This is a genomic window from Helicobacter sp. 12S02634-8, assembly GCF_002272865.1.
In the GTDB taxonomy this organism is placed as follows: Bacteria; Campylobacterota; Campylobacteria; order Campylobacterales; family Helicobacteraceae; genus Helicobacter_J.
Genome location: NZ_MLAP01000006.1, coordinates 2,591 through 21,333, shown reverse-complemented (window position 1 = coordinate 21,333; position 18,743 = coordinate 2,591). Strand labels below are relative to the sequence as shown.

Annotated in this window: 19 protein-coding genes; 18 read left to right on the top strand and 1 reads right to left on the bottom strand. The window is 43.5% G+C overall.

Annotated features, from left to right (window positions below; genetic code table 11):
• Positions 1-39 precede the first annotated feature (39 nt).
• The 8 genes from BKH46_RS04835 (at position 40) to BKH46_RS04800 (ending at position 8,012) form a co-directional block, all read left to right on the top strand.
• Positions 40-1,425 carry an AMP-binding protein gene (locus BKH46_RS04835; protein ID WP_095225714.1) on the top strand — a complete coding sequence of 462 codons (1,386 nt, stop codon included), beginning with the start codon at positions 40-42 and terminating at the stop codon, positions 1,423-1,425.
• A 77-nt stretch (positions 1,426-1,502) separates the two neighbouring features.
• On the top strand, positions 1,503-2,321 hold the full coding sequence (locus BKH46_RS04830; protein ID WP_095225713.1) for a hypothetical protein: 819 nt from the start codon (positions 1,503-1,505) through the stop codon (positions 2,319-2,321).
• Positions 2,321-3,319 (top strand): formyltransferase family protein, encoded by a 999-nt coding sequence (locus BKH46_RS04825; RefSeq protein ID WP_095225712.1) that lies wholly within the window; start codon positions 2,321-2,323, stop codon positions 3,317-3,319. The genes BKH46_RS04830 and BKH46_RS04825 overlap by 1 nt, the downstream gene beginning before the upstream one ends.
• Positions 3,316-4,143: a GNAT family N-acetyltransferase gene (locus BKH46_RS04820; RefSeq protein WP_095225711.1), complete on the top strand. Its 828-nt coding sequence runs from the start codon at positions 3,316-3,318 to the stop codon at positions 4,141-4,143. The genes BKH46_RS04825 and BKH46_RS04820 overlap by 4 nt, the downstream gene beginning before the upstream one ends.
• A complete protein-coding gene (locus BKH46_RS04815) occupies positions 4,140-4,445 on the top strand; it encodes an acyl carrier protein (protein ID WP_095225710.1) in 306 nt (101 codons plus the stop codon). Before BKH46_RS04820 ends, BKH46_RS04815 begins: the two co-directional genes overlap by 4 nt.
• Positions 4,442-5,173 carry an SDR family oxidoreductase gene (locus BKH46_RS04810; RefSeq protein WP_095225709.1) on the top strand — a complete coding sequence of 244 codons (732 nt, stop codon included), beginning with the start codon at positions 4,442-4,444 and terminating at the stop codon, positions 5,171-5,173. The genes BKH46_RS04815 and BKH46_RS04810 overlap by 4 nt, the downstream gene beginning before the upstream one ends.
• Positions 5,166-6,539: a fatty acid--CoA ligase family protein gene (locus BKH46_RS04805; protein ID WP_095225708.1), complete on the top strand. Its 1,374-nt coding sequence runs from the start codon at positions 5,166-5,168 to the stop codon at positions 6,537-6,539. The genes BKH46_RS04810 and BKH46_RS04805 overlap by 8 nt, the downstream gene beginning before the upstream one ends.
• A gap of 99 nt (positions 6,540-6,638) precedes the next feature.
• Complete coding sequence (locus tag BKH46_RS04800) at positions 6,639-8,012, top strand: class I adenylate-forming enzyme family protein (protein WP_253248303.1); 1,374 nt, start codon at positions 6,639-6,641, stop codon at positions 8,010-8,012.
• On the opposite strand, the gene rfbF is transcribed toward BKH46_RS04800, so the two are convergent.
• Positions 8,009-8,803, bottom strand: coding sequence for a glucose-1-phosphate cytidylyltransferase (gene rfbF / locus BKH46_RS04795; protein ID WP_095225706.1), 795 nt, complete (start codon positions 8,801-8,803; stop codon positions 8,009-8,011). The two genes, BKH46_RS04800 and rfbF, sit on opposite strands and share 4 nt — an antisense overlap.
• Before the next feature lie 107 nt (positions 8,804-8,910).
• Between rfbF and BKH46_RS04790 the strand changes: the two genes are divergently transcribed.
• From BKH46_RS04790 to BKH46_RS04745, 10 genes are all read left to right on the top strand, one after another.
• Positions 8,911-10,167 carry a glycosyltransferase family 61 protein gene (locus tag BKH46_RS04790; RefSeq protein ID WP_095225705.1) on the top strand — a complete coding sequence of 419 codons (1,257 nt, stop codon included), beginning with the start codon at positions 8,911-8,913 and terminating at the stop codon, positions 10,165-10,167.
• A gap of 69 nt (positions 10,168-10,236) precedes the next feature.
• Complete coding sequence (locus tag BKH46_RS04785; protein WP_095225704.1) at positions 10,237-10,518, top strand: glycosyltransferase; 282 nt, start codon at positions 10,237-10,239, stop codon at positions 10,516-10,518.
• Positions 10,481-11,374, top strand: coding sequence for a glycosyltransferase (locus BKH46_RS04780; RefSeq protein WP_095225703.1), 894 nt, complete (start codon positions 10,481-10,483; stop codon positions 11,372-11,374). The genes BKH46_RS04785 and BKH46_RS04780 overlap by 38 nt, the downstream gene beginning before the upstream one ends.
• 8 nt (positions 11,375-11,382) lie before the next feature.
• Positions 11,383-12,720: a CDP-glucose 4,6-dehydratase gene (gene rfbG / locus BKH46_RS04775; RefSeq protein WP_095225702.1), complete on the top strand. Its 1,338-nt coding sequence runs from the start codon at positions 11,383-11,385 to the stop codon at positions 12,718-12,720.
• Entirely contained in the window at positions 12,710-13,813 is a 1,104-nt protein-coding gene (locus BKH46_RS04770; protein ID WP_095225701.1) for an NAD-dependent epimerase/dehydratase family protein, read from the top strand. Before rfbG ends, BKH46_RS04770 begins: the two co-directional genes overlap by 11 nt.
• Positions 13,804-15,069, top strand: coding sequence for a nucleotide sugar dehydrogenase (locus BKH46_RS04765; RefSeq protein WP_095225700.1), 1,266 nt, complete (start codon positions 13,804-13,806; stop codon positions 15,067-15,069). The genes BKH46_RS04770 and BKH46_RS04765 overlap by 10 nt, the downstream gene beginning before the upstream one ends.
• 35 nt (positions 15,070-15,104) lie before the next feature.
• Positions 15,105-16,445 (top strand): lipopolysaccharide biosynthesis protein RfbH, encoded by a 1,341-nt coding sequence (gene rfbH / locus BKH46_RS04760; RefSeq protein ID WP_095225699.1) that lies wholly within the window; start codon positions 15,105-15,107, stop codon positions 16,443-16,445.
• A 40-nt stretch (positions 16,446-16,485) separates the two neighbouring features.
• Entirely contained in the window at positions 16,486-17,046 is a 561-nt protein-coding gene (rfbC, locus tag BKH46_RS04755) for a dTDP-4-dehydrorhamnose 3,5-epimerase (RefSeq protein ID WP_095225698.1), read from the top strand.
• Positions 17,043-17,948 carry an NAD(P)-dependent oxidoreductase gene (locus BKH46_RS04750; RefSeq protein ID WP_095225697.1) on the top strand — a complete coding sequence of 302 codons (906 nt, stop codon included), beginning with the start codon at positions 17,043-17,045 and terminating at the stop codon, positions 17,946-17,948. The genes rfbC and BKH46_RS04750 overlap by 4 nt, the downstream gene beginning before the upstream one ends.
• Positions 17,949-18,015: 67 nt before the next feature.
• Positions 18,016-18,573 carry an NAD-dependent epimerase/dehydratase family protein gene (locus BKH46_RS04745; protein WP_095225696.1) on the top strand — a complete coding sequence of 186 codons (558 nt, stop codon included), beginning with the start codon at positions 18,016-18,018 and terminating at the stop codon, positions 18,571-18,573.
• Positions 18,574-18,743 lie beyond the last annotated feature (170 nt).

Below are 18,743 nucleotides of genomic sequence, written 5' to 3'. Positions count from 1 at the left end.
AATCAAGATTTTCACCCCAGCCCAAGCCCTCAGACTCACATCTATCCCAACAGCCCCATCACCCCTATCGCACTTTTCTTACCCAAATCCATCATACAGCTCCAAGCCCTCTGTGGAGTCTTGCTCTCTGGTAATGTGTATATGCCCTTAGATATTAAAAGCCCTTTGCAAAGATTAGAAGCGATTCTGGCGCATATCAAGCCTGTATATGTCATCACAGATAAAGAACATCAAGATAAGCTCATAAACTTGGTAGAAAAAGAAAAGATTTTACTGATAGAAGATTTAATCAAAGAAATAGAAGACATCAAGACAAATTTTAGCGCAAGGATCGATACAGACCCTGCTTATATCATCAATACCTCAGGTTCTACAGGTGTCCCTAAAGGAGTGGTTGTTTCCCATCGGAGCGTGATTGATTATATTGAGTGGATTTTATCGACTCAAGCTATTTGTCCGAGAGTTGATGATGTGATTGGGAATCAATCACCTTTTTATTTTGATAAATCACTCTTTGATATCTACCCCACATTTGCTATCGGCAATAAACTTGTCCTCATACCCGAAGAAAAGTTCATATTCCCCACAGAAGCATTGAAATTTTTGATCCAAAAGCAAATCAATTATATTTATTGGGTGCCCTCAATCTTCAATCACATCGCCCATTATGACCTACTCAAAGACTGCGCGCCCAAGCTAGATAGAATATTTTTTGGTGGAGAGGCAATGAGCGCTAAAGTGCTCAATTATCTCAAATCCCACTATCCCCTTACTACCTTTGGCAATCTCTATGGCCCGAGTGAAATCACAGATATTTGTGCTTATTATATGATCCAAAGGGATTTTCAAGACACCGAGCCTATCCCGATTGGCTACCCTTGTCGCAACGCACAAATAATACTCATTGACACACAAGGAAACAAGGTCAGCACTCCAAATACAATCGGAGAAATCTATATCCGTGGGAGCTGCCTTGCACTGGGCTATTACAACGACTTTGATAAAACACAAACTGCCTTTATCCAAAACCCCTTGCACCAAAGCTATATCGATACGGTCTATAAAACAGGCGATTTGAGCTATTACAATCAACTAGGCGAGCTAATCCTCACAGGGCGTAAAGACCATCAGATCAAACACAATGGCTATCGTATCGAACTAGGCGAGATAGAAATCGCTTTGAGGGACTTTCAAGACATCAAACACCATTGCGTGATCTACACGCAAGGGCAAATTATCCTTTGCTATGAGGGGCTAAAAGAAATAGAAAAAGCCGAGTTTCTAGCCCATCTCAAAGGCAAAATAGCTAAATATATGATGCCACAAAGATTTTTGTATTTTCAAAAGCTCCCCATCAATGCTAATGGCAAGATCGACAGACTTTCCTTGCAAGAGTTTGCAAACTCCTTGCTTGCAAGCAAATAGGCTAACTCTTGCCTAAAAGCGTTATCAACGCACTTGAATTTTGCTAAAATACCCCAAATCCCTCACAAAGAGAGTCCATGCACCACGCCAAGCCCATCTATCTCACACAGTTCCTCCCCCAAATCCAGCTCCTCAAAAGCCAAAAGCCTTTTTATACCAATCTCTACTCCTACACCCCCAGTGCTTACCTTGCTAAATCCACACCCTCTAGCCTTTTATTACTCAAAGAAGAAAGGCAGCTTGTGCGCGTGTATTTTTGCACCCATAACCTCTGCGAGCTCGAATCCCTCATCACAGAGCTCACACACACCAAACCCCTCTGCATAGAAATCCTCCAAAAACAACCCACCATCACATTACACTCCCTCAAGCCCCACGCCCTCTATCTGCACTTACGCAAAACCCTCCAACCGACCCCAACACTAGAAAAGAGCCCCCCTATGTTTGCAACCATCAGCCCAAAAACCCTCCGAAAGCTCCTTTTAAAAGACTTCTCCCCCATCACAGACCACCTCCCTAGTATCCAAACACTCCAAAGCCACTATCAAGCCGGCCATATCCTCTCTGTGCGCTCTTCTAGTATGATTGAAAGCTATCTCTTATTCACGCATACAGGCAAGAGCGCTTATCTAAATTTCATCGCCAATCACGCCAATAAGCAAAGTCTGCTGAGACTTTGGAAGATGTTTTATCAGAAATTAAATACTCTTGAGGTAAAATTCCTCCATCTATGGTGCGATACCACCAACACAAAGGCACTCAATATGTATCACAAGGAAAATTTTTCAGCTGATGGCTTGAAAAACTACATTTATATCAAAAGCTCTCAAGTCAGTGGGGGGGGGGGCATAAACAACCCTGATTACACCCCTATTTTCCCTATCAAAGTCGCCTAATGCCCTATCAGACTATTATTCTCATCGGGCAAGGCACGATCGCCCTCAATGTATTAAAAAACCTCCTAGAATACGCCCCCAAGCTATGCATACTCTCTTATAAACCCCATAGTTTTTGCATACTCAAGACCTTCTGCCAAGCCCAAGGCCTGCCTTATAAAAGCTTTCAAGAGAGCTTATCTGTTACGACATTTTTAGATTCTATTGATTCTAACAATTCCAACAATTCAAAGACCCTTATCATCAGCGCTAACAACCATTATATTTTCCCTGCCCCTATCATCTCAAAGCCCAATCTCACCATCATCAATTTCCATAACGCCCTACTGCCCTTATACAAAGGCGTCAATGCCCCCATGTGGAGTATTTATAACCAAGACACGTACACCGGTATCACTTGGCATTTAGTCAGCACGCAACTTGATAGCGGCGCAATCTTGATACAAAAGCAGCTCCCGCTTAGCCCAAAATACACTTGCTTAGAGCTCATCAAAGCGCTGATGGCTTTAGGGATTGAAGCATTTTTGCAAATCAAAAACGACTTGCTCCATAACAATCTCAAGCCCCAAGCAATGCCCCCCTCCTCTCTCCCACCCAACAAATCTAGCGACCTACCCAATCAAGGTATTTTAGACATCAATTGGAATCGGGATCAAATCAGTGCCTTTTTGAGAAGTATGGACGCTATAGGAGTTTTACCCAGACCGCAAATTTCGCTCAACGCACGCCATTATTCCATCACCAATTATTCCATAGACAAGCCCATCACGCCCCTTGCTCCGAACACATTTTTGCTGCTTAAAGAGGGGATTTATATGCTGCTAGCCCTAAGGGGGGGGGGGCGCAGAACAAACTCCCTAAAATTCCCACCGATACATTTCCCAACCAGCCTTTCACATCTTTTCCCTAACCCCCAAAATATTTTCCCGACCCACTCCCCCTATCCAAGCACTGCAAACAATGCCTATCTTGTGGATCCCCAGAGGTTGTGTGTATGAAACCCTTAGATATCCATACTATCAATGCCTATCAAAGCAAAGCCCAAGCTGCAAAGCAAGGATTTTATACCAACTACATCGCACCTTTTGGGGCAAACAAAAGCACCCATAAAGAGTGCGATGACAAAATCTATGGGATAGAACTCTCTGATGGCTATGTTTTTCTTAAAGATTTTGAAAATTTCAGCAAGCTCTATTTCCTCACGCCCCATTTATGCGACCTCAAAGCCGCATTAGACAAGCTAGATAGAGAAAATATCTGCTTAGAGATTATCCAAAGAGGGGCTTTAGCAAAAGAACTCCAAGAGGTCTTGTGCGCGTATTTTGCTCCCCATAGTCTGTATGAAAAGCTCACCATCAGCACCAAAAATCTCAAACTCAAACTCAAAAACCACCCCTACACCCCACAGCACGCACAACTCACAGACCTAGACTATCTGTGCCAAAGTTTAAAATCAAACTTCGATGCAAGGTTTGACCATCTCCCTAGCCCCTCAGAGCTCACTCATTACATCACCAATCAGCAAGTCCTTATCCAAAGGGATACAAATGGAGAAATCATTGCTTATTGTATCTATCAAATCGATGGCAAAACAAGCCATTTTAATTATCTTTTAAATCTCAAAGCTGATCCTTTTTGCTTGATTGCCCTGATGGAGTCTTATTATGCAGAGCTCAAACACAAAGGCATACAGCATATTTATCTATGGGTCGATATACGCAACAATCTGCGCGTCAAAAATATGCATACTCGATACGGCTATCAAAGTAGCCATATCTTTAACCACACCTTCACCCACATCAACACAAAGGAAATATCATGAAAAACAAAATCCAACATCTCATCTGCCAGTCTTTGCAAAACTTGAGCGATGAGCTAGAAAATGACGCCCTCAAGCACCCCAATACTAGCACTAAAATCTATGGGGGGGGGGGCGAGTTAGATTCTTTGGCTTTGGTGAGCTTGATTGCTGATCTTGAAGAGAGCCTCCAGAGTGAGCTAGGGGTCAATGTCACGCTCGCTGATACAAGGGCTATGAGTCAGAGAAACTCACCTTTTAGAGATGTAGAGAGCTTGAGTGCATATATTTTAGAGCTACTCAACACCCAAGGCCCCCAACAATGAAAAAGGTTTTTGTCATCACAGGTAGCAGAAAAGGCATTGGCAAGGACTTAGCTGCGTATTATCTGCAAAAAGGGCATATTGTTTGTGGCTGTGCTAGAGGGGCTAGCAGTATCTCCCATCGCGATTATAGGCACTTTGAGCTAGATGTCAGCGATGAGGGTGCTGTAGTGGAGATGGTTAAAAGTATCAAAAAAGAATTCGGCAAAATTGATGTCTTACTCAATAACGCAGGAATTGCCTCGATGAACCATCTGCTCTTAACTCCACTTGTGAGCGTGAAAAATATCTTTTCTACCAATGTTTTTGGGAGTTTTTTATTTATCCGAGAGTGTGCCAAAATCATGAGTGCTACCCATCTCAAAAACAAAAGACAACACCTAGATTCACATTTTCGCATTGTCAATTTCGCCACAATCGCTACAGCCCTAAGACTAGAGGGTGAAGCCATCTATGCAGCCTCAAAAGCAGCCATCATCAACCTCACACAAATCGGCGCTAAAGAGCTCGCCCCCTTTGGTATCACAATCAACGCCATTGCTCCCACGCCTGTGCCTACAGATTTGATTAAAAATGTCCCCAAAGACAAAATAGACGCTCTGCTTGCCCAGCAAGCCATCAAACGACTAGGTAATTTCACAGATGTGCTCCATACGATTGAATTTTTTATCGATGAAAAAAGCGATTTCATCACGGGGCAGACCTTGTTTTTAGGAGGGGTCAATGCCTGAATTCACACACCCCTTTTTGCAAAAAATCACCACCCACCCCAAAGACACATTAGCCCTCATTTATCAAGACACTCCCTATACTTATTGCCAACTCATAGAAAAGATACACGCCCAGCTAGAGCTTCTAGCACCTATCCCTATGGGCTATTCTCTGGCTATAGTGGGAGATTATGACATCAACTCAATTGCTATGTTATTAGCAGCGATAGAAAAAAGACTGATTCTAACGCCCCTATACACCCCTGACCCCATCAAATACACGATTGCAGGGGCGACCCATCTCTACCAAAACCATGCCCTAACCTCCCTTGACACCCCACCTCTCGCGCATGCCTTATTGCAAGATTTAAGAGTGCAGCAAAAGAGTGGATTGGTGCTCTTCTCTAGCGGCAGCACAGGAGCGCCCAAAGCAATCCTACACCCCTTAGATACGCTCTTAGAGAGCTATATGGATAAAAGATATAAGCCGATAAAACTTCTGCTTTTTTTAATGCTTGACCATATCGGAGGGCTCAACACGCTTTTCAATGCCCTCACAATGGGTGCGTGTGGCGTGAGTGTGCGCGATAGAAAAAACCCCGATTTACTAGCAAAAGCTATTGCAGACCATCAAATCGCCCTACTGCCTGCTAGCCCCTCTTTACTCAATCTAATGCTCTTAGGCGAGGTGTGGCAACATTATGATTTAAGCTCTTTGAAAATCATCACTTATGGCACAGAACAAATGCCCACGCCCCTGCTCCATCGGCTCAAAAAGACATTTCCCAAAGTGCGTTTCCATCAGACCTTTGGGACAACTGAAGTGGGTATTATGCAAACAAAAAGCTTTCAAAATGCCTTCAAACTCGAGGGTCTGACATACACAATCAAAGACAAACAACTCTATATCAAATCCCCCACGCAAGCCCTCGGCTATCTGAACGCCCCACAAAGTATTTGTGATACAGAGGGCTATTTTGCCACAGGCGATTTGGTGGAGGTGTTAGAAGAAAATGGCGAAGAATACATCAAAATCATCGGACGCGCCAAAGAAATCATCAATGTCGGAGGAGAAAAGGTCTTACCCACTGAGATAGAAGAAGTGGTATTTGGACTTGAGGGGATTAGGGATTGCCTAGCTTATGGAGAGAGCAATCCCATCACAGGACAAAGTGTTGCCTTAAAAGTCGTGCTAGACCCTGAGATTTTAGATCCCAAAGATACCTTAGGGATTAAAAGGCTAGTTCGGAAATTTTGTAAAGATAAATTACAAAGCTATAAAATCCCCACTAAAGTCATCATCACAGATAGCCTAGCCTTGAGTGAGAGGTATAAAAAATCCAGAAGAGAGCAACGAAATGGGGGGGGGGGCAGAGAACAAATATAGACAACACAAACACAAACAACACAAATATAGATACCACAAACAACAGCCATATCTAACAACCCCCAAAACAACCTACCCAACCCCACCCCAGCCCTACTTATGGCTGCCAACTCATTTATTGCTGCGTGGTGCTTGATGGAGGGAGTCAATCAATTTTTACAAAAATTACAAACCTATCAAAATAGCACAGCGCTCATCATCAAAGACAAAAAATATAGCTTTTCTGATTTGTGCGAGCAAATAGCCCAAACTCTCCTTTCTCTCAAAATCCCCCTCCAAAGTCGAGTGGCCTTGATGGGAGAGTATAGCTTTGAGGTCATAGCGACCTTTTTTGCTCTGTGTATCAAGCGCTGTATCATCACGCCCCTACGCCCTAACTATCCCCATAGCGCTATCCCCCATCTATGGGCAGATTTCTTGATACAAGAGGGCAATATCCAAAACATACAAGCACAGACACAAACCCCCCTCGAAGCCAAACTCCAAGCGCAAAATGCAAGCGGACTGATCTTATTTTCTAGCGGCAGCACAGGGAAACCAAAAGGTATCTTGCACCATCTTGATACTATGCTTGAGTTTTATGCGCAAAAATCTCCAAACCCCCTAAACACTGCAGGGGTATTTTTATGGGACCATATCGCTGGGATTGATGTCTTACTTAGCCAGCTCTCCATCGGCGGGACACTCTCTATCCCAATAGACAGAACACCTCAAGCCCTTTGTGCGCTCATTGCTAAGCAAAAAGTGCAAGTCCTCCCTGCCTCACCGACTTTTTTGCGCCTGCTCTTGCTCTCTGGTATGCATAAAATGTATGATTTGAGCTCGCTCCAACTCATCATCTATGGCTCTGAAATCATGCCCCCTAGCTTATTGCAAGACCTAAAAAATGCCTTCCCCTCTGTGCGTTTCAAGCAAAGCTTTGGAACAAGCGAAACCAATGCCATCAAGACCAAAAACGCGCGCTCTGACCCAAGCTTCATACGACTTGACCCCACGCACACAGAATATAAAATCATCAACAACGAGCTATGGCTCAAGTCCAAGACACAGACTCTGGGCTATCTGGGCGAAGAGGCGCAGTTTATGGAGGGCTATTTTGCCACAGGCGATTTGGTGGAGGTGTTAGAAGAAAATGGCGAAGAATACATCAAAATCATCGGACGCGCCAAAGAAATCATCAATGTCGGAGGAGAAAAGGTCTTACCCACTGAGATAGAAGAAGTGGTATTTGGACTTGAGGGGATTAGGGATTGCCTAGCTTATGGAGAGAGCAATCCCATCACAGGACAAAGTGTTGCCTTAAAAGTCGTGCTAGACCCTGAGATTTTAGATCCCAAAGATACCTTAGGGATTAAAAGGCTAGTTCGGAAATTTTGTAAAGATAAATTACAAAGCTATAAAATCCCCACTAAAGTCATCATCACAGATAGCCTAGCCTTGAGTGAGAGGTATAAAAAAATACGCAAAAGCTAAAGCCATAGCCCCCAAGGTGCTTGCGCATTTTGCCACATCTTAGTCAGCTCCATCTTATCACGCAATGTATCCATACATTTCCAAAAGCCATAATGTTTATAGCTATAAAGTTCCCCATCTTTAGCGAGATTACGCAGTGGCTCTTGTTCAAAAACTGCCCCTTGTGTATTGGGAATATAATCAAACACCCTAGGCTCACAGACAAAAAACCCGCCATTGATCCAGCCTGCATTATGGATACTTTTATCGCCCTTTGGCTTTTCTGTAAAGCTCTTGATACGCTGTGTATTTTCATCAATATCGAGCGCACCAAACTTGCCCTCTGGCAACACTGAAGTCATCGTGAGAGCCTTAGAGTGCGACTTATGAAAGGCAATCAATTCAGGGATATTCACATCACTCACCCCATCACCATAAGTCAGCATAAATGTTTCATTTTCTACATAAGGCTTTGCTTGGAGTATCCGACTCCCTGTCATCGCATCTTGCCCTGTATAGAGCATTGTGACCCTCCAAGGCTCATGACGCATTTTATGGATTTGCATCGAATTATCGTTCATATCGATTGTAATATCGCTATAACGCGTATAGTAATTGATAAAATATTCTTTGATAATATGGGATTTATAGCCTGTAAGCACGATAAAGTCATTGAATCCATAGTGGCTATAAATTTTCATAATATGCCATAAGATCGGCTTGCCCCCGATTTCTACCATTGGCTTTGGCTTCAAATCTGTTTCTTCAGACAATCGCGTGCCATACCCACCTGCTAAGATCAAAACTTTCATCATACCCCTTTTACTTTGCCTTTATGCATTATTTTTGGAAATTCTAGCAAAAAGATTCTTGTTTTATACTATATAATTCCACTTCTAAGCTCACCCAAAGGCACAAAATGGCTCATTTGCAACTCAAAATCAGCGACCTCATCACCAAAGACTCCCTAGAATACCGCTCACTCACCGACCCCAACAAATCTGGCAGTATCGCAAATACTGCTAAATACGGCTTGCGTATCGATAAAGAAAATCTAAGGGGGGGGGGGCAGAGAACAAACCATCTAAGACAAACAACCCCTACAGACAACACAGAAAATAATAGTGCAGATGATGGGCTAAAAATCCCTTTGAGTGATGTGAAAATCTTGCATTTTGATGGTGTAGAAATCATCGATGAAGGTGGCTTACTCAAAGAGGGTCAGACTATCTTTGAAACACTCGATTGCTACGCCCCTGATAACACTTACACCAAAATCCGATACGACTATATCAAAAACCTTGCCCCTTGGCGCCTCCACAATCTTTTTGATCTAAAAAACTACTGCAAGCGCTTGTATTTTTCCCTCCCCTCCCCCAAGCTCAAAGACCCCAAAATCCCTAAAATCCTCTGCTTTTGCCCGTGGTTTTCGAATATGTATCACTTTTTGTTTGAAGCCCTCCCTAGGCTTTTGATTCTTTTAGAATACATGCAAAAAGAGGGGATAGAAGATTTTTATATCATCGCACCCCCCAGATACAGAGCGTATGCGAAATACCACCGCTGGTATATCCAAGATATTTTCACAATGCTCAATATCCCTCAAGACAAAATCATCTATCTGGGCTATCAAGTCGCTGCTGCCAACAATATCTATGCTACCACCTCCCCTAGATGCAATCCCCACTATGTCTTGCCTGCTATCCACAAGCTCCAAAAGCATTTTTATCAAAAAGATTTCCCGCACCTAGGCTCTCGCATTTATATCAGCAGAAAAAAATCTGCCTATAGATATTTAGCCAATGAAGAAGAGATTTATGAGATTTTACACAAAGAATACGGCTTTGTGCGTGTGTATATGGAAGATTTTAGCTTGGGAGAAAAAATCAATATCATGATGGGCGCTGCGATCACTATCAGTATCGATGGCACTAGCGCAATCAATAGCTGCTTCATGACACACCCAAATGCTAAAATGATTGCTTTAAGGGCTTATGAGATGTCTGAACTGCAGCTTTTTATCCCCAGTATGTTTGAAAATATCCAATACCTCCCTATCATCTGTGATATCCACGACAAAATAGGCGAAAATATCTGGAGTCGGAGCAATCTCTATCTCAAGCCCGATTATCTGCGCCAAAAACTCCAAGAATACAAAATCGCTTGCACCCCTTAAGCTCAAATCTTATATAATACCCCCTTGTGAAATTAGCTATGCCAAATCTATGCCAAATAAAGGAACTCAATGACTCTGCATTATCCTGAATATGAGCCATTTTACTCATCTGCCTTTGAAGCCAAGCGCTTTTTAATCTCTGAAGATAATTTCAGCAAAACAGCGCATATCCAATCAGTGCCTATCTTCGAGCAGCACAACTGCCAATCCCCCCTAATCACCATAGCCATACCGACCTATAAACGCACAGACACGCTCATAGAAGCCCTAGAATCTGCCCTCAATCAAAAAGGAGTCAATCAAGGGGCTAATAATGTTGGGGGGGGGGGGCATAGAGATTATTGTTGTTGAAAATACTGATGATTTTCACGCCCCAAGCCAAGCTGGTGCTATCTTGCAAAACTATACAGGCAAGCTTACATATTATAGAAATCAAGAAAATTTAGGGCTTTTTGGTAACTGGAATCGCTGCTTGAGTCTAGCCAAAGGACAATGGGTATGCATACTCCACGATGATGATATTTTGATGGATAATTATATCGCCCAAATGACCCACTACCTCACGCAAGTATCCCCAAACACTAGCCTCATCTCTGGCAAACCACTCAAATTCTACACCAATGGCGCTGAGCATAAATACAAGCATGTAGCCCCCACACCTCAAGGCTTCATACCCTCTTTCAAAAGAGTTCTCAAAAAAATCTTAAAATTCTTACTTTTTGGTATCCCCCCAAAACATATCGCCAAAAAAGACGCTGCTGAAATCCTTATCAATAATTCCATCTACCCCTCTTGCCTTTTACACAACAAAGAGCTCTGTATCAAAGAGGGAGGCTATAATCAAGATTTCTACCCCTCAGATGATTGGCTTTTCCACATGCGCTGTGCCTTGCACTCTGATGTCTATCTGATTGATTATATCTCCCATAAATACCGCTATGATATCAACGCTTCTTTTTCTAAAAAGACCATTATCGGGACTTTTATCATCTATTACCTCAATATCTGCGCACATGACTGGATACCTCCCACTTACAAAAGCTATCTCATCAAGCTCTTTTGCAAGGCTGTGTTTGTTGATTCAGGCATTGAGGGAGCAAAAGAGGGGCTAGAAGACTTCCTAGCACTCCATCACATCTCCACCACACCGATAAGTTTAAAAGAAAATTTAGTGGGTAAATTCTATAATATCAAATATTTTGATTAGGGAATAGTATGGATCTAAGCATTTATAACAACAAAAGAGTTTTTATCACAGGCAACACAGGCTTTAAAGGCTCTTGGCTACAGCTCTGGCTCAATACCCTAGGCGCAAAGACACTCGGCTACTCCCTCCCTCCCCTCACCCAGCCCAGCCATTTTGAGCTTTTAGGCGGGCAAAGAGCCTTAGAAACTATTTTTGGTGATATCAGAGATAGCAAAGCACTCCATACTGCATTGCATGATTTCAATCCCGATATCATCTTCCATCTCGCTGCCCAACCTCTAGTCATCTCAAGCTACCAAAATCCCAAAGAAACTTTTGAAATCAACGCCATGGGGACTTTCAATCTCCTAGAAGCCCTCAGATTAGAAACACTCAAAGACTCCAAAGACCCTAAAGCCCTCGTTGTCATCACCACCGATAAAGTCTATGAAAACAAAGAATGGGTATATGGCTACAGAGAGAGCGACCCACTCGGTGGCTATGACCCTTATAGCAGCTCTAAAGCTTGCGCAGAAATCATCACCCACTCCATGCAAATGAGCTTTTTTGCGCCCAAAGATTTCAACACCACCCATCAAACCCTCATCGCCACAGCGCGCTCAGGCAATGTCATTGGAGGGGGGGATTGGAGTGCACACCGATTGATACCCGATCTGATACGATCAGCCATCAAAGGAGAGCCTGCTTGTGTGCGATACCCACACGCTAGGCGGCCTTGGCAGTATGTCCTTGACCCTTTGCGGGGCTATTTGATGTTAGGAGCAAGGCTTTTAAACGCAGACAAAGAGTTTGCAACAAGCTTTAATTTCGCCCCCTCCCTCACAGACAATCTGCCTGTCAGCACAATGCTAAGGCTCGCCCAAGCACAATGGGATCAAATCACCTATCAGATACACCCCAACACCCACCTCCCCCACGAGGCTAATCTCTTAATGCTCGATGCGGCCAAAGCCTACCATCTCCTCAAATGGCAACCTCTCTATACCTGCAAAGAGAGTATCGCGCAAACCATCTCGTGGTATCAAAGTTTCTATACAGACCAAACCATCGATACTCATCAAAATCTCAAAGATTACACAAAAGCCTTAGGGGGGGGGGCCAAACATAGCTCTAGAGATAGATACAACCCCACAGACAGACACAATCTTAGAGACAGACACAACTTTAGGGACAAGCACAACCCCCTAATCTCCCCCTCTCAAAGCCCATCATCTCGCCCTTTTTATCCAAGCTCCATAGCCCATAGCCACGCCCACGCCTATGCCTATGCACGCTCCATAGCCCACGCCATAGCCCCTTTAACACCCCAATCCCATCTCCACCCAAAGGTTTCTCATGCAGCTTAATCACATATTTCAAGAAGATCTCAATGCCATTTTTGACTCCCTCACGAACGCACAAAAAGATATTTTTGCACACTCCACGATTTTAATCACTGGCTGTGGGGGATTTTTGGGCTTTTATTTCATGCATTTTTTCACCCATTTCCATCAAGAGCTCAAAATCTCTAAAATCATCGGCTTGGATAATTTCATGCTCTTTGAGCCCAAATGGATCCACGCACTCCAAGCTAAGCACGCGTACTTGCTAGAAATCCATAAATTTGACATCATCAAAGACTCCATAGATAGCCTAAAATCTGCCAAAGAAGCCAATCTCATTATCCATATGGCCTCGATTGCCTCTCCGACTTTCTATCGCCAATACCCCATAGAAACGCTCGATGCCAATATTTGGGGCTTGCGAGCTTTGCTAGAATATTATTCTCATCAAAATATTCGGGGCTTTTTGTTTTTCTCTAGCTCTGAAATCTATGGCGATCCTGTTGCGAGTCAAATCCCCACAGATGAAAGCTATCGGGGTAATGTCGCTAGCATTGGCCCACGGGCTTGCTATGATGAATCCAAACGCTTTGGTGAAACCATGTGCTATTTATTTGCGCAAAAATACACAATGCCCATCACCATTGTGCGCCCCTTCAATAACTATGGCCCAGGTATGCACCTAGGGGATAAAAGAGTCCCTGCTGATTTTGCCCAAGCTATCTTGTCTGACAAAGAAATCAAAATCTTGAGTGATGGCAGTCCCACACGGACTTTTTGCTATGTCGCTGATGCGATCAGTGGCTATCTCAAGACGCTTGCTTATGGGAAGTTTGAATACTTCAACATCGGCACAGACACGCCTGAAATCAGTATCAAAGAGCTCGCCTACATCTATCAAAATACAGGCAAAAAACTCCTTGGCTATGACAAACCCATCATCTTTGGCACTTCAAACGACAAAGAATATCTCACAGACAACCCCAATCGCCGCATGCCTAATATCAACAAAGCCAAAAAGCTCCTAAATTTCTCACCAAAAATCCTTGTTCATGAGGGCGTGGAGAGATTTTTGAAATTTCTTATCGCACAAAATAAGGAGGCACAATGCAAGTAGCTGTTTTTGGACTAGGATTTGTAGGACTCACCACAGCGATTGGCTTTGCCAAACAAGGTTTTCAAGTCAGAGGTTGTGAAATCGACACGCACAAATGCGCAATGCTCCAAAAGGGCAAAATCCCCTTCCACGAAGCCCATTTAGATACTGCCCTCCAAGAAGTATTAGGCAAAACTCTCACTATCACGCATAACACCACCCAAGCACTCCAAAATGCTCGTGTGATATTTTATTGTATCGGCACGCCCATGGGGAAAGATGGAGAAGCAAATCTTGATTTTATCCTCCAAGCCCTGAGAGATTTTGCACACAACAAAAACATCTGCGCACCAAAACCTATCTTAGTCATCAAATCCACAATCCCCCCCTCAAGCTCTACAGAAGTTTTTATCCCCTTTTTGCAAAGCTTAGGGCTTCAAAACAATCAAGACTTGATTTTAGCCAATAACCCAGAATTTTTGCGCGAGGGCTCTGCTTATGAAGACTTCATGCACCCCGATCGGATTGTAATCGGCTCACAAAATGCCCAAATAATCCCCGCCTTACAAGAGCTTTATGCGCCCTTTGGTGCAGAGATTATCCACACAAATCTCAACACAGCTGAATTCATCAAATATCTCTCAAACACCACACTCTCTATGCTTATCAGTTATGCCAATGAAATGAGTATGATCGCCCAAAGTATCGGAGGGATTGACATTATCCAAGCCTTCAAGACTCTCCATACCGACAAGCGCTTCAGTGGCACACCCGCACATATCACAAGCTATCTCTATCCGGGTATGGGCTTTGGGGGGTATTGCCTGCCTAAAGACACACTGGCCTTACTCAAAAAATCCCAAGACAAAGGCTATCAAGCCAAAATCCTCCCAAATATCCTTGCTATCAACGACCAAATCCTAGACTTCCATCTCAATCGATTCCAAAAAGAAGTCCCCAAAGATACTAAAATAGGAGTCTTAGGTCTGAGCTTTAAGCCCAATAGCGATGATATCCGCGATACAAAATCTGCCACGTTAATCCAAGGGCTTCTCCAAAGGGGCTTTTTGCATATCGGGGCTTTTGACCCCATGGCCACACAAGCTTTCCAAAGCACCTACGCATTGGATATTGATTATTTTGAAGATTTAAACGCACTCTATGCATGGGCTGAAGTCTTTATCATTGCTACAGCGTGGGATATATTCACAAACACAATCCCACCACACAAAAAGATCTACAACCTCCGATATATGCCTATCACTCCAAAAGAGTGATTTTTGGCTATAATGCTAGATTAGAAAGGATTTTTATGGACGCAGAAAATTTAAAGAAAAAAATACTCCAAGATGTCGCGCATTACTACCACCTAGCCCATCAACCCACGCAAAAAATCACCCCCCAAAAACGTATCAACTACGCAGGGCGAGTCTTTGACGCGCATGAAATGCAAAACCTAGTCGATGCAGCCTTAGATTTTTGGCTCACAGCAGGCAAATACGCACAAACCTTTGAAACCAAACTTGCCTCTTTCCTCAAAGTCCCCTATGCCTTGTTAGTCAATTCTGGCTCGAGTGCTAATCTCCTAGCCCTAGCGACCCTCACTTCTCCTTTGCTCAAAGAAAGAGCTATCAAGGCAGGCGATGAAGTCATCACGCTAGCTGCGGGCTTCCCGACTACCATCGCGCCCATTATCCAGCTAGGTGCAATCCCTGTATTTGTCGATATCGAGCTTGAAACTGCTAATATCGATACCCAAGCACTCAGCGCAGCCCTTAGCCCTAAAACCAAGGCAATTTTTATCGCACACACTCTAGGCAATCCCTTTGATCTCCATACCATCAAAGAATTTTGCACCCAGCACAAACTATGGCTCATAGAAGACAACTGCGATGCCTTGGGTGCGACTTATGCGGGCAAATACACAGGAACTTTTGGCGATATCGGCACTTCAAGCTTCTACCCTGCCCATCACATCACAATGGGCGAGGGGGGCGCTGTCTATATGCGCGATCCCTTACTCAAAAAAATCGCCCTCTCTATCCGTGATTGGGGTCGGGACTGCTGGTGTGAGGGAGGGAGGGACAATACTTGCAAAAAAAGATTCTCCCATCGCTTTGAAAAGCTGCCCTTTGGCTATGACCATAAATATGTCTATTCGCACTTTGGCTACAATCTCAAAGCCACAGATTTGCAAGCAAGTATCGGCGTAGCCCAGCTCGACAAACTCCCTGCTTTTATACAAAAAAGACAAGAAAACCACGTCCTATTAAAATCCCTCCTCCAAGATTTCAAAGATATTTTTTATCTCCCCAACCACCACGCCCAAGCTATGCCTAGCTGGTTTGGATTTTTACTGATTTTGCGCGAAAACACAGGCTTTAATCGCAACCAAATCGTAGAATACCTAGAGAGCAAAAATATCCAAACGCGCAATCTCTTTGGGGGCAATATGCTCCTCCAGCCAGCCTTTGCCCATCTCCAAGAGGGCAAGCATTATCGTGTCATCGGGGACTTAGCCCGCACCAACAAAGTCATGCGCGATGGATTTTGGGTCGGGGTGTATCCAGGGCTAGACCAAAGCACCATCACCTATATCGCTGATATGATTGGGGCATTTATCAAGGGGGGGGGGGGGCGAGTGACAAAATAAATACAAGCCCCTCCTTGCTAGCTGCTCGGAGGGCTGCTTGATGAGTCGCTTTGAATTCAATCCTACTTTTTTAGATGGAGTCTATACCATAAAACCCAAGCCCATAACAGATCAGAGAGGTTATTTCGAACGATATTTTTGCGCACAAGATTTCAAAGAAATCAATCTATGCAAACCTATCGCACAAATCAACCACTCCAAAACAACCAAAAAAGGCTCTATCCGTGGGCTACACTATCAGACCCCGCCTTTTAGTGAAACCAAAATCGTGCGCTGTATCCGTGGGCAGATTTTAGATGTAGCCATCGACATCAGACAAGACTCACCCACATTTTTAAAATATTTTGCCATCGAGCTCAATGAAACCAATGGACTCTCTTTGTATATCCCCGAGGGCTTTGCACACGGCTTTCAGGCCTTGAGCGATGATTGTGAAATACTCTATCTCCTCACAACCCCCTTCACTCCAGAAGCAGACAGCACGCTCAATCCCCTAGACCCCACCATAGCCATCTCTTGGCAAGAGGCCATCGGGGATATCTCGCCCAAAGACAAAAACGCCCCTTATATCTCCCCAACTTTCCAAGGAGTGCGTATATGAAGCTTTTGCTCACGGGGGCAAGTGGGTTTGTGGGCTCAAACTTCATAGCCAAATGGCACCAAAAATATCAAATCACAGCTATTGTGCGCCCCAATAGCCAGACCCAAGATATCAAAAACTCTTGCAATATCTTTGTCTATGATGAAGAAATAGAGAGCTTGATAGCCTTGTTTGAAAAGGAACATTTTGATGGCATTATCCACCTAGCCACCCTCTATAAAAGCACGCACACCCCAAAAGAACTCAATGATTTCTTTGCTTCGAATCTGCTTTTTGGCACTCAAATCCTAGAAGCAATGCGTGTGTCCCCTCCTAAGTTTTTTATCAACACGCTCACTTCCTTTCAGTTCGCCCACCCCATGAATCCAAGCTACTATCCTCTAAATCTCTATGCAGCCCACAAACAGGCCTTTTTAGACATTATCGCCTTTTATGCCCAATCCCCCTCTACCCACTTCGCAAATCTTTTAATCTATAACACCTATGGTTGCTTAGATCCTAGACCTAAGGTTTTTAATCTCTGGGCAAAAAATCTTTTAGATCAAACTGAGCTCAAGATGAGTTCAGGCAGACAAAAGATTGATATCAGTCATATTGATGATGTGGTTGATGGTTTTGATGTGTTGATAGAAAATATCTTAGCTCAAAGAGATTTTGATAGCTCTGTAATTTATACATTAGAGAATTTCCCTCGTTATAGCCTTAAAGAACTTGCTAGTATTTTTGAAAAGGCTTTGAGTGCAAAGCTATGTATTGCATGGGGTGCATTGGCTGAGCGAGAAAATGAGATTTTAGACCCTATCTCTAGTTTGCAAAGCTCTTTATTTCTAAAACTCCCGCATTGGCAACCTAAAATCTCTCTTGAAGTAGGTATCAAGCAGACTTTTGGAGGGCGCCAATGAAAAGGGGTGAGATAAAAAATATTATGGTATATAATCCCTACCCACATACACCCCACAAAGGAGAATTATGAAGCTTTTACTCACAGGTGCGAGTGGGTTTGTCGGCTCAAACTTCATAGCCAAATGGCACCAAAAATATCAAATCACAGCTATTGTGCGCCCTAGTTCAGAGCACAAAATCCCCAAAAACTCTTGCAAAATCTTTGTCTATGATGGAGAAATAGAGAGCTTGATAGCCTTGTTTGAAAAAGAACACTTTGATGGCATTATCCACCTAGCCACTTGCTACTACCCCAATCCCAAGCCCAAAGAAATCACTGCAATGATGGAAGCAAATATCACATTAGGCACTCAAATCCTAGAAGCAATGCGCGTGTCCCCTCCTAAGTTTTTTATCAACACGCTCACCTTTACCCAATACGCCAACGCACCCACATATAAGCCCGCTAATCTCTATAGCGCGACCAAGCAAGCCTTTTTTAGTATCCTAGAAAATCTGAGATTAGAAACTCTCAAATCAGAAAACACCCCTTTAAAAGAACCCAAAACTGAGCTTTTAAGCAATATTCCATCCCCCCCCCCCCCCCCCCCACCCCCCCCCCCCCACAACTTTTATTCTCAATAACCCCTTGCTTTTTTGATCCCCACCCCCCGGTTTTTTTTTTCTTGTGGAAAAAAATTTTTTTTTAAAACAAGTTCAAAAAGAGGTGAGGCGGAACAAAAAAAATACTTAATCTCTTTTTTTTTGTGGTGGGGGGTTTTTTGGTGGTTTTTGAAATAATTTTATGTCAAAAA

What these genes read in the sequence shown, in the direction of transcription:
- BKH46_RS04830 (WP_095225713.1), top strand. Translation starts at nt 1,503, where the DNA reads ATGCACCACGCCAAGCCCATCTATCTCACACAGTTCCTCCCCCAAATC.
- BKH46_RS04825 (WP_095225712.1), top strand. Translation starts at nt 2,321, where the DNA reads ATGCCCTATCAGACTATTATTCTCATCGGGCAAGGCACGATCGCCCTC.
- BKH46_RS04820 (WP_095225711.1), top strand. Translation starts at nt 3,316, where the DNA reads ATGAAACCCTTAGATATCCATACTATCAATGCCTATCAAAGCAAAGCC.
- BKH46_RS04815 (WP_095225710.1), top strand. Translation starts at nt 4,140, where the DNA reads ATGAAAAACAAAATCCAACATCTCATCTGCCAGTCTTTGCAAAACTTG.
- BKH46_RS04810 (WP_095225709.1), top strand. Translation starts at nt 4,442, where the DNA reads ATGAAAAAGGTTTTTGTCATCACAGGTAGCAGAAAAGGCATTGGCAAG.
- BKH46_RS04805 (WP_095225708.1), top strand. Translation starts at nt 5,166, where the DNA reads ATGCCTGAATTCACACACCCCTTTTTGCAAAAAATCACCACCCACCCC.
- BKH46_RS04800 (WP_253248303.1), top strand. Translation starts at nt 6,639, where the DNA reads ATGGCTGCCAACTCATTTATTGCTGCGTGGTGCTTGATGGAGGGAGTC.
- rfbF (WP_095225706.1), bottom strand. Translation starts at nt 8,803, where the DNA reads ATGAAAGTTTTGATCTTAGCAGGTGGGTATGGCACGCGATTGTCTGAA.
- BKH46_RS04790 (WP_095225705.1), top strand. Translation starts at nt 8,911, where the DNA reads ATGGCTCATTTGCAACTCAAAATCAGCGACCTCATCACCAAAGACTCC.
- BKH46_RS04785 (WP_095225704.1), top strand. Translation starts at nt 10,237, where the DNA reads ATGACTCTGCATTATCCTGAATATGAGCCATTTTACTCATCTGCCTTT.
- BKH46_RS04780 (WP_095225703.1), top strand. Translation starts at nt 10,481, where the DNA reads ATGTTGGGGGGGGGGGGCATAGAGATTATTGTTGTTGAAAATACTGAT.
- rfbG (WP_095225702.1), top strand. Translation starts at nt 11,383, where the DNA reads ATGGATCTAAGCATTTATAACAACAAAAGAGTTTTTATCACAGGCAAC.
- BKH46_RS04770 (WP_095225701.1), top strand. Translation starts at nt 12,710, where the DNA reads ATGCAGCTTAATCACATATTTCAAGAAGATCTCAATGCCATTTTTGAC.
- BKH46_RS04765 (WP_095225700.1), top strand. Translation starts at nt 13,804, where the DNA reads ATGCAAGTAGCTGTTTTTGGACTAGGATTTGTAGGACTCACCACAGCG.
- rfbH (WP_095225699.1), top strand. Translation starts at nt 15,105, where the DNA reads ATGGACGCAGAAAATTTAAAGAAAAAAATACTCCAAGATGTCGCGCAT.
- rfbC (WP_095225698.1), top strand. Translation starts at nt 16,486, where the DNA reads ATGAGTCGCTTTGAATTCAATCCTACTTTTTTAGATGGAGTCTATACC.
- BKH46_RS04750 (WP_095225697.1), top strand. Translation starts at nt 17,043, where the DNA reads ATGAAGCTTTTGCTCACGGGGGCAAGTGGGTTTGTGGGCTCAAACTTC.
- BKH46_RS04745 (WP_095225696.1), top strand. Translation starts at nt 18,016, where the DNA reads ATGAAGCTTTTACTCACAGGTGCGAGTGGGTTTGTCGGCTCAAACTTC.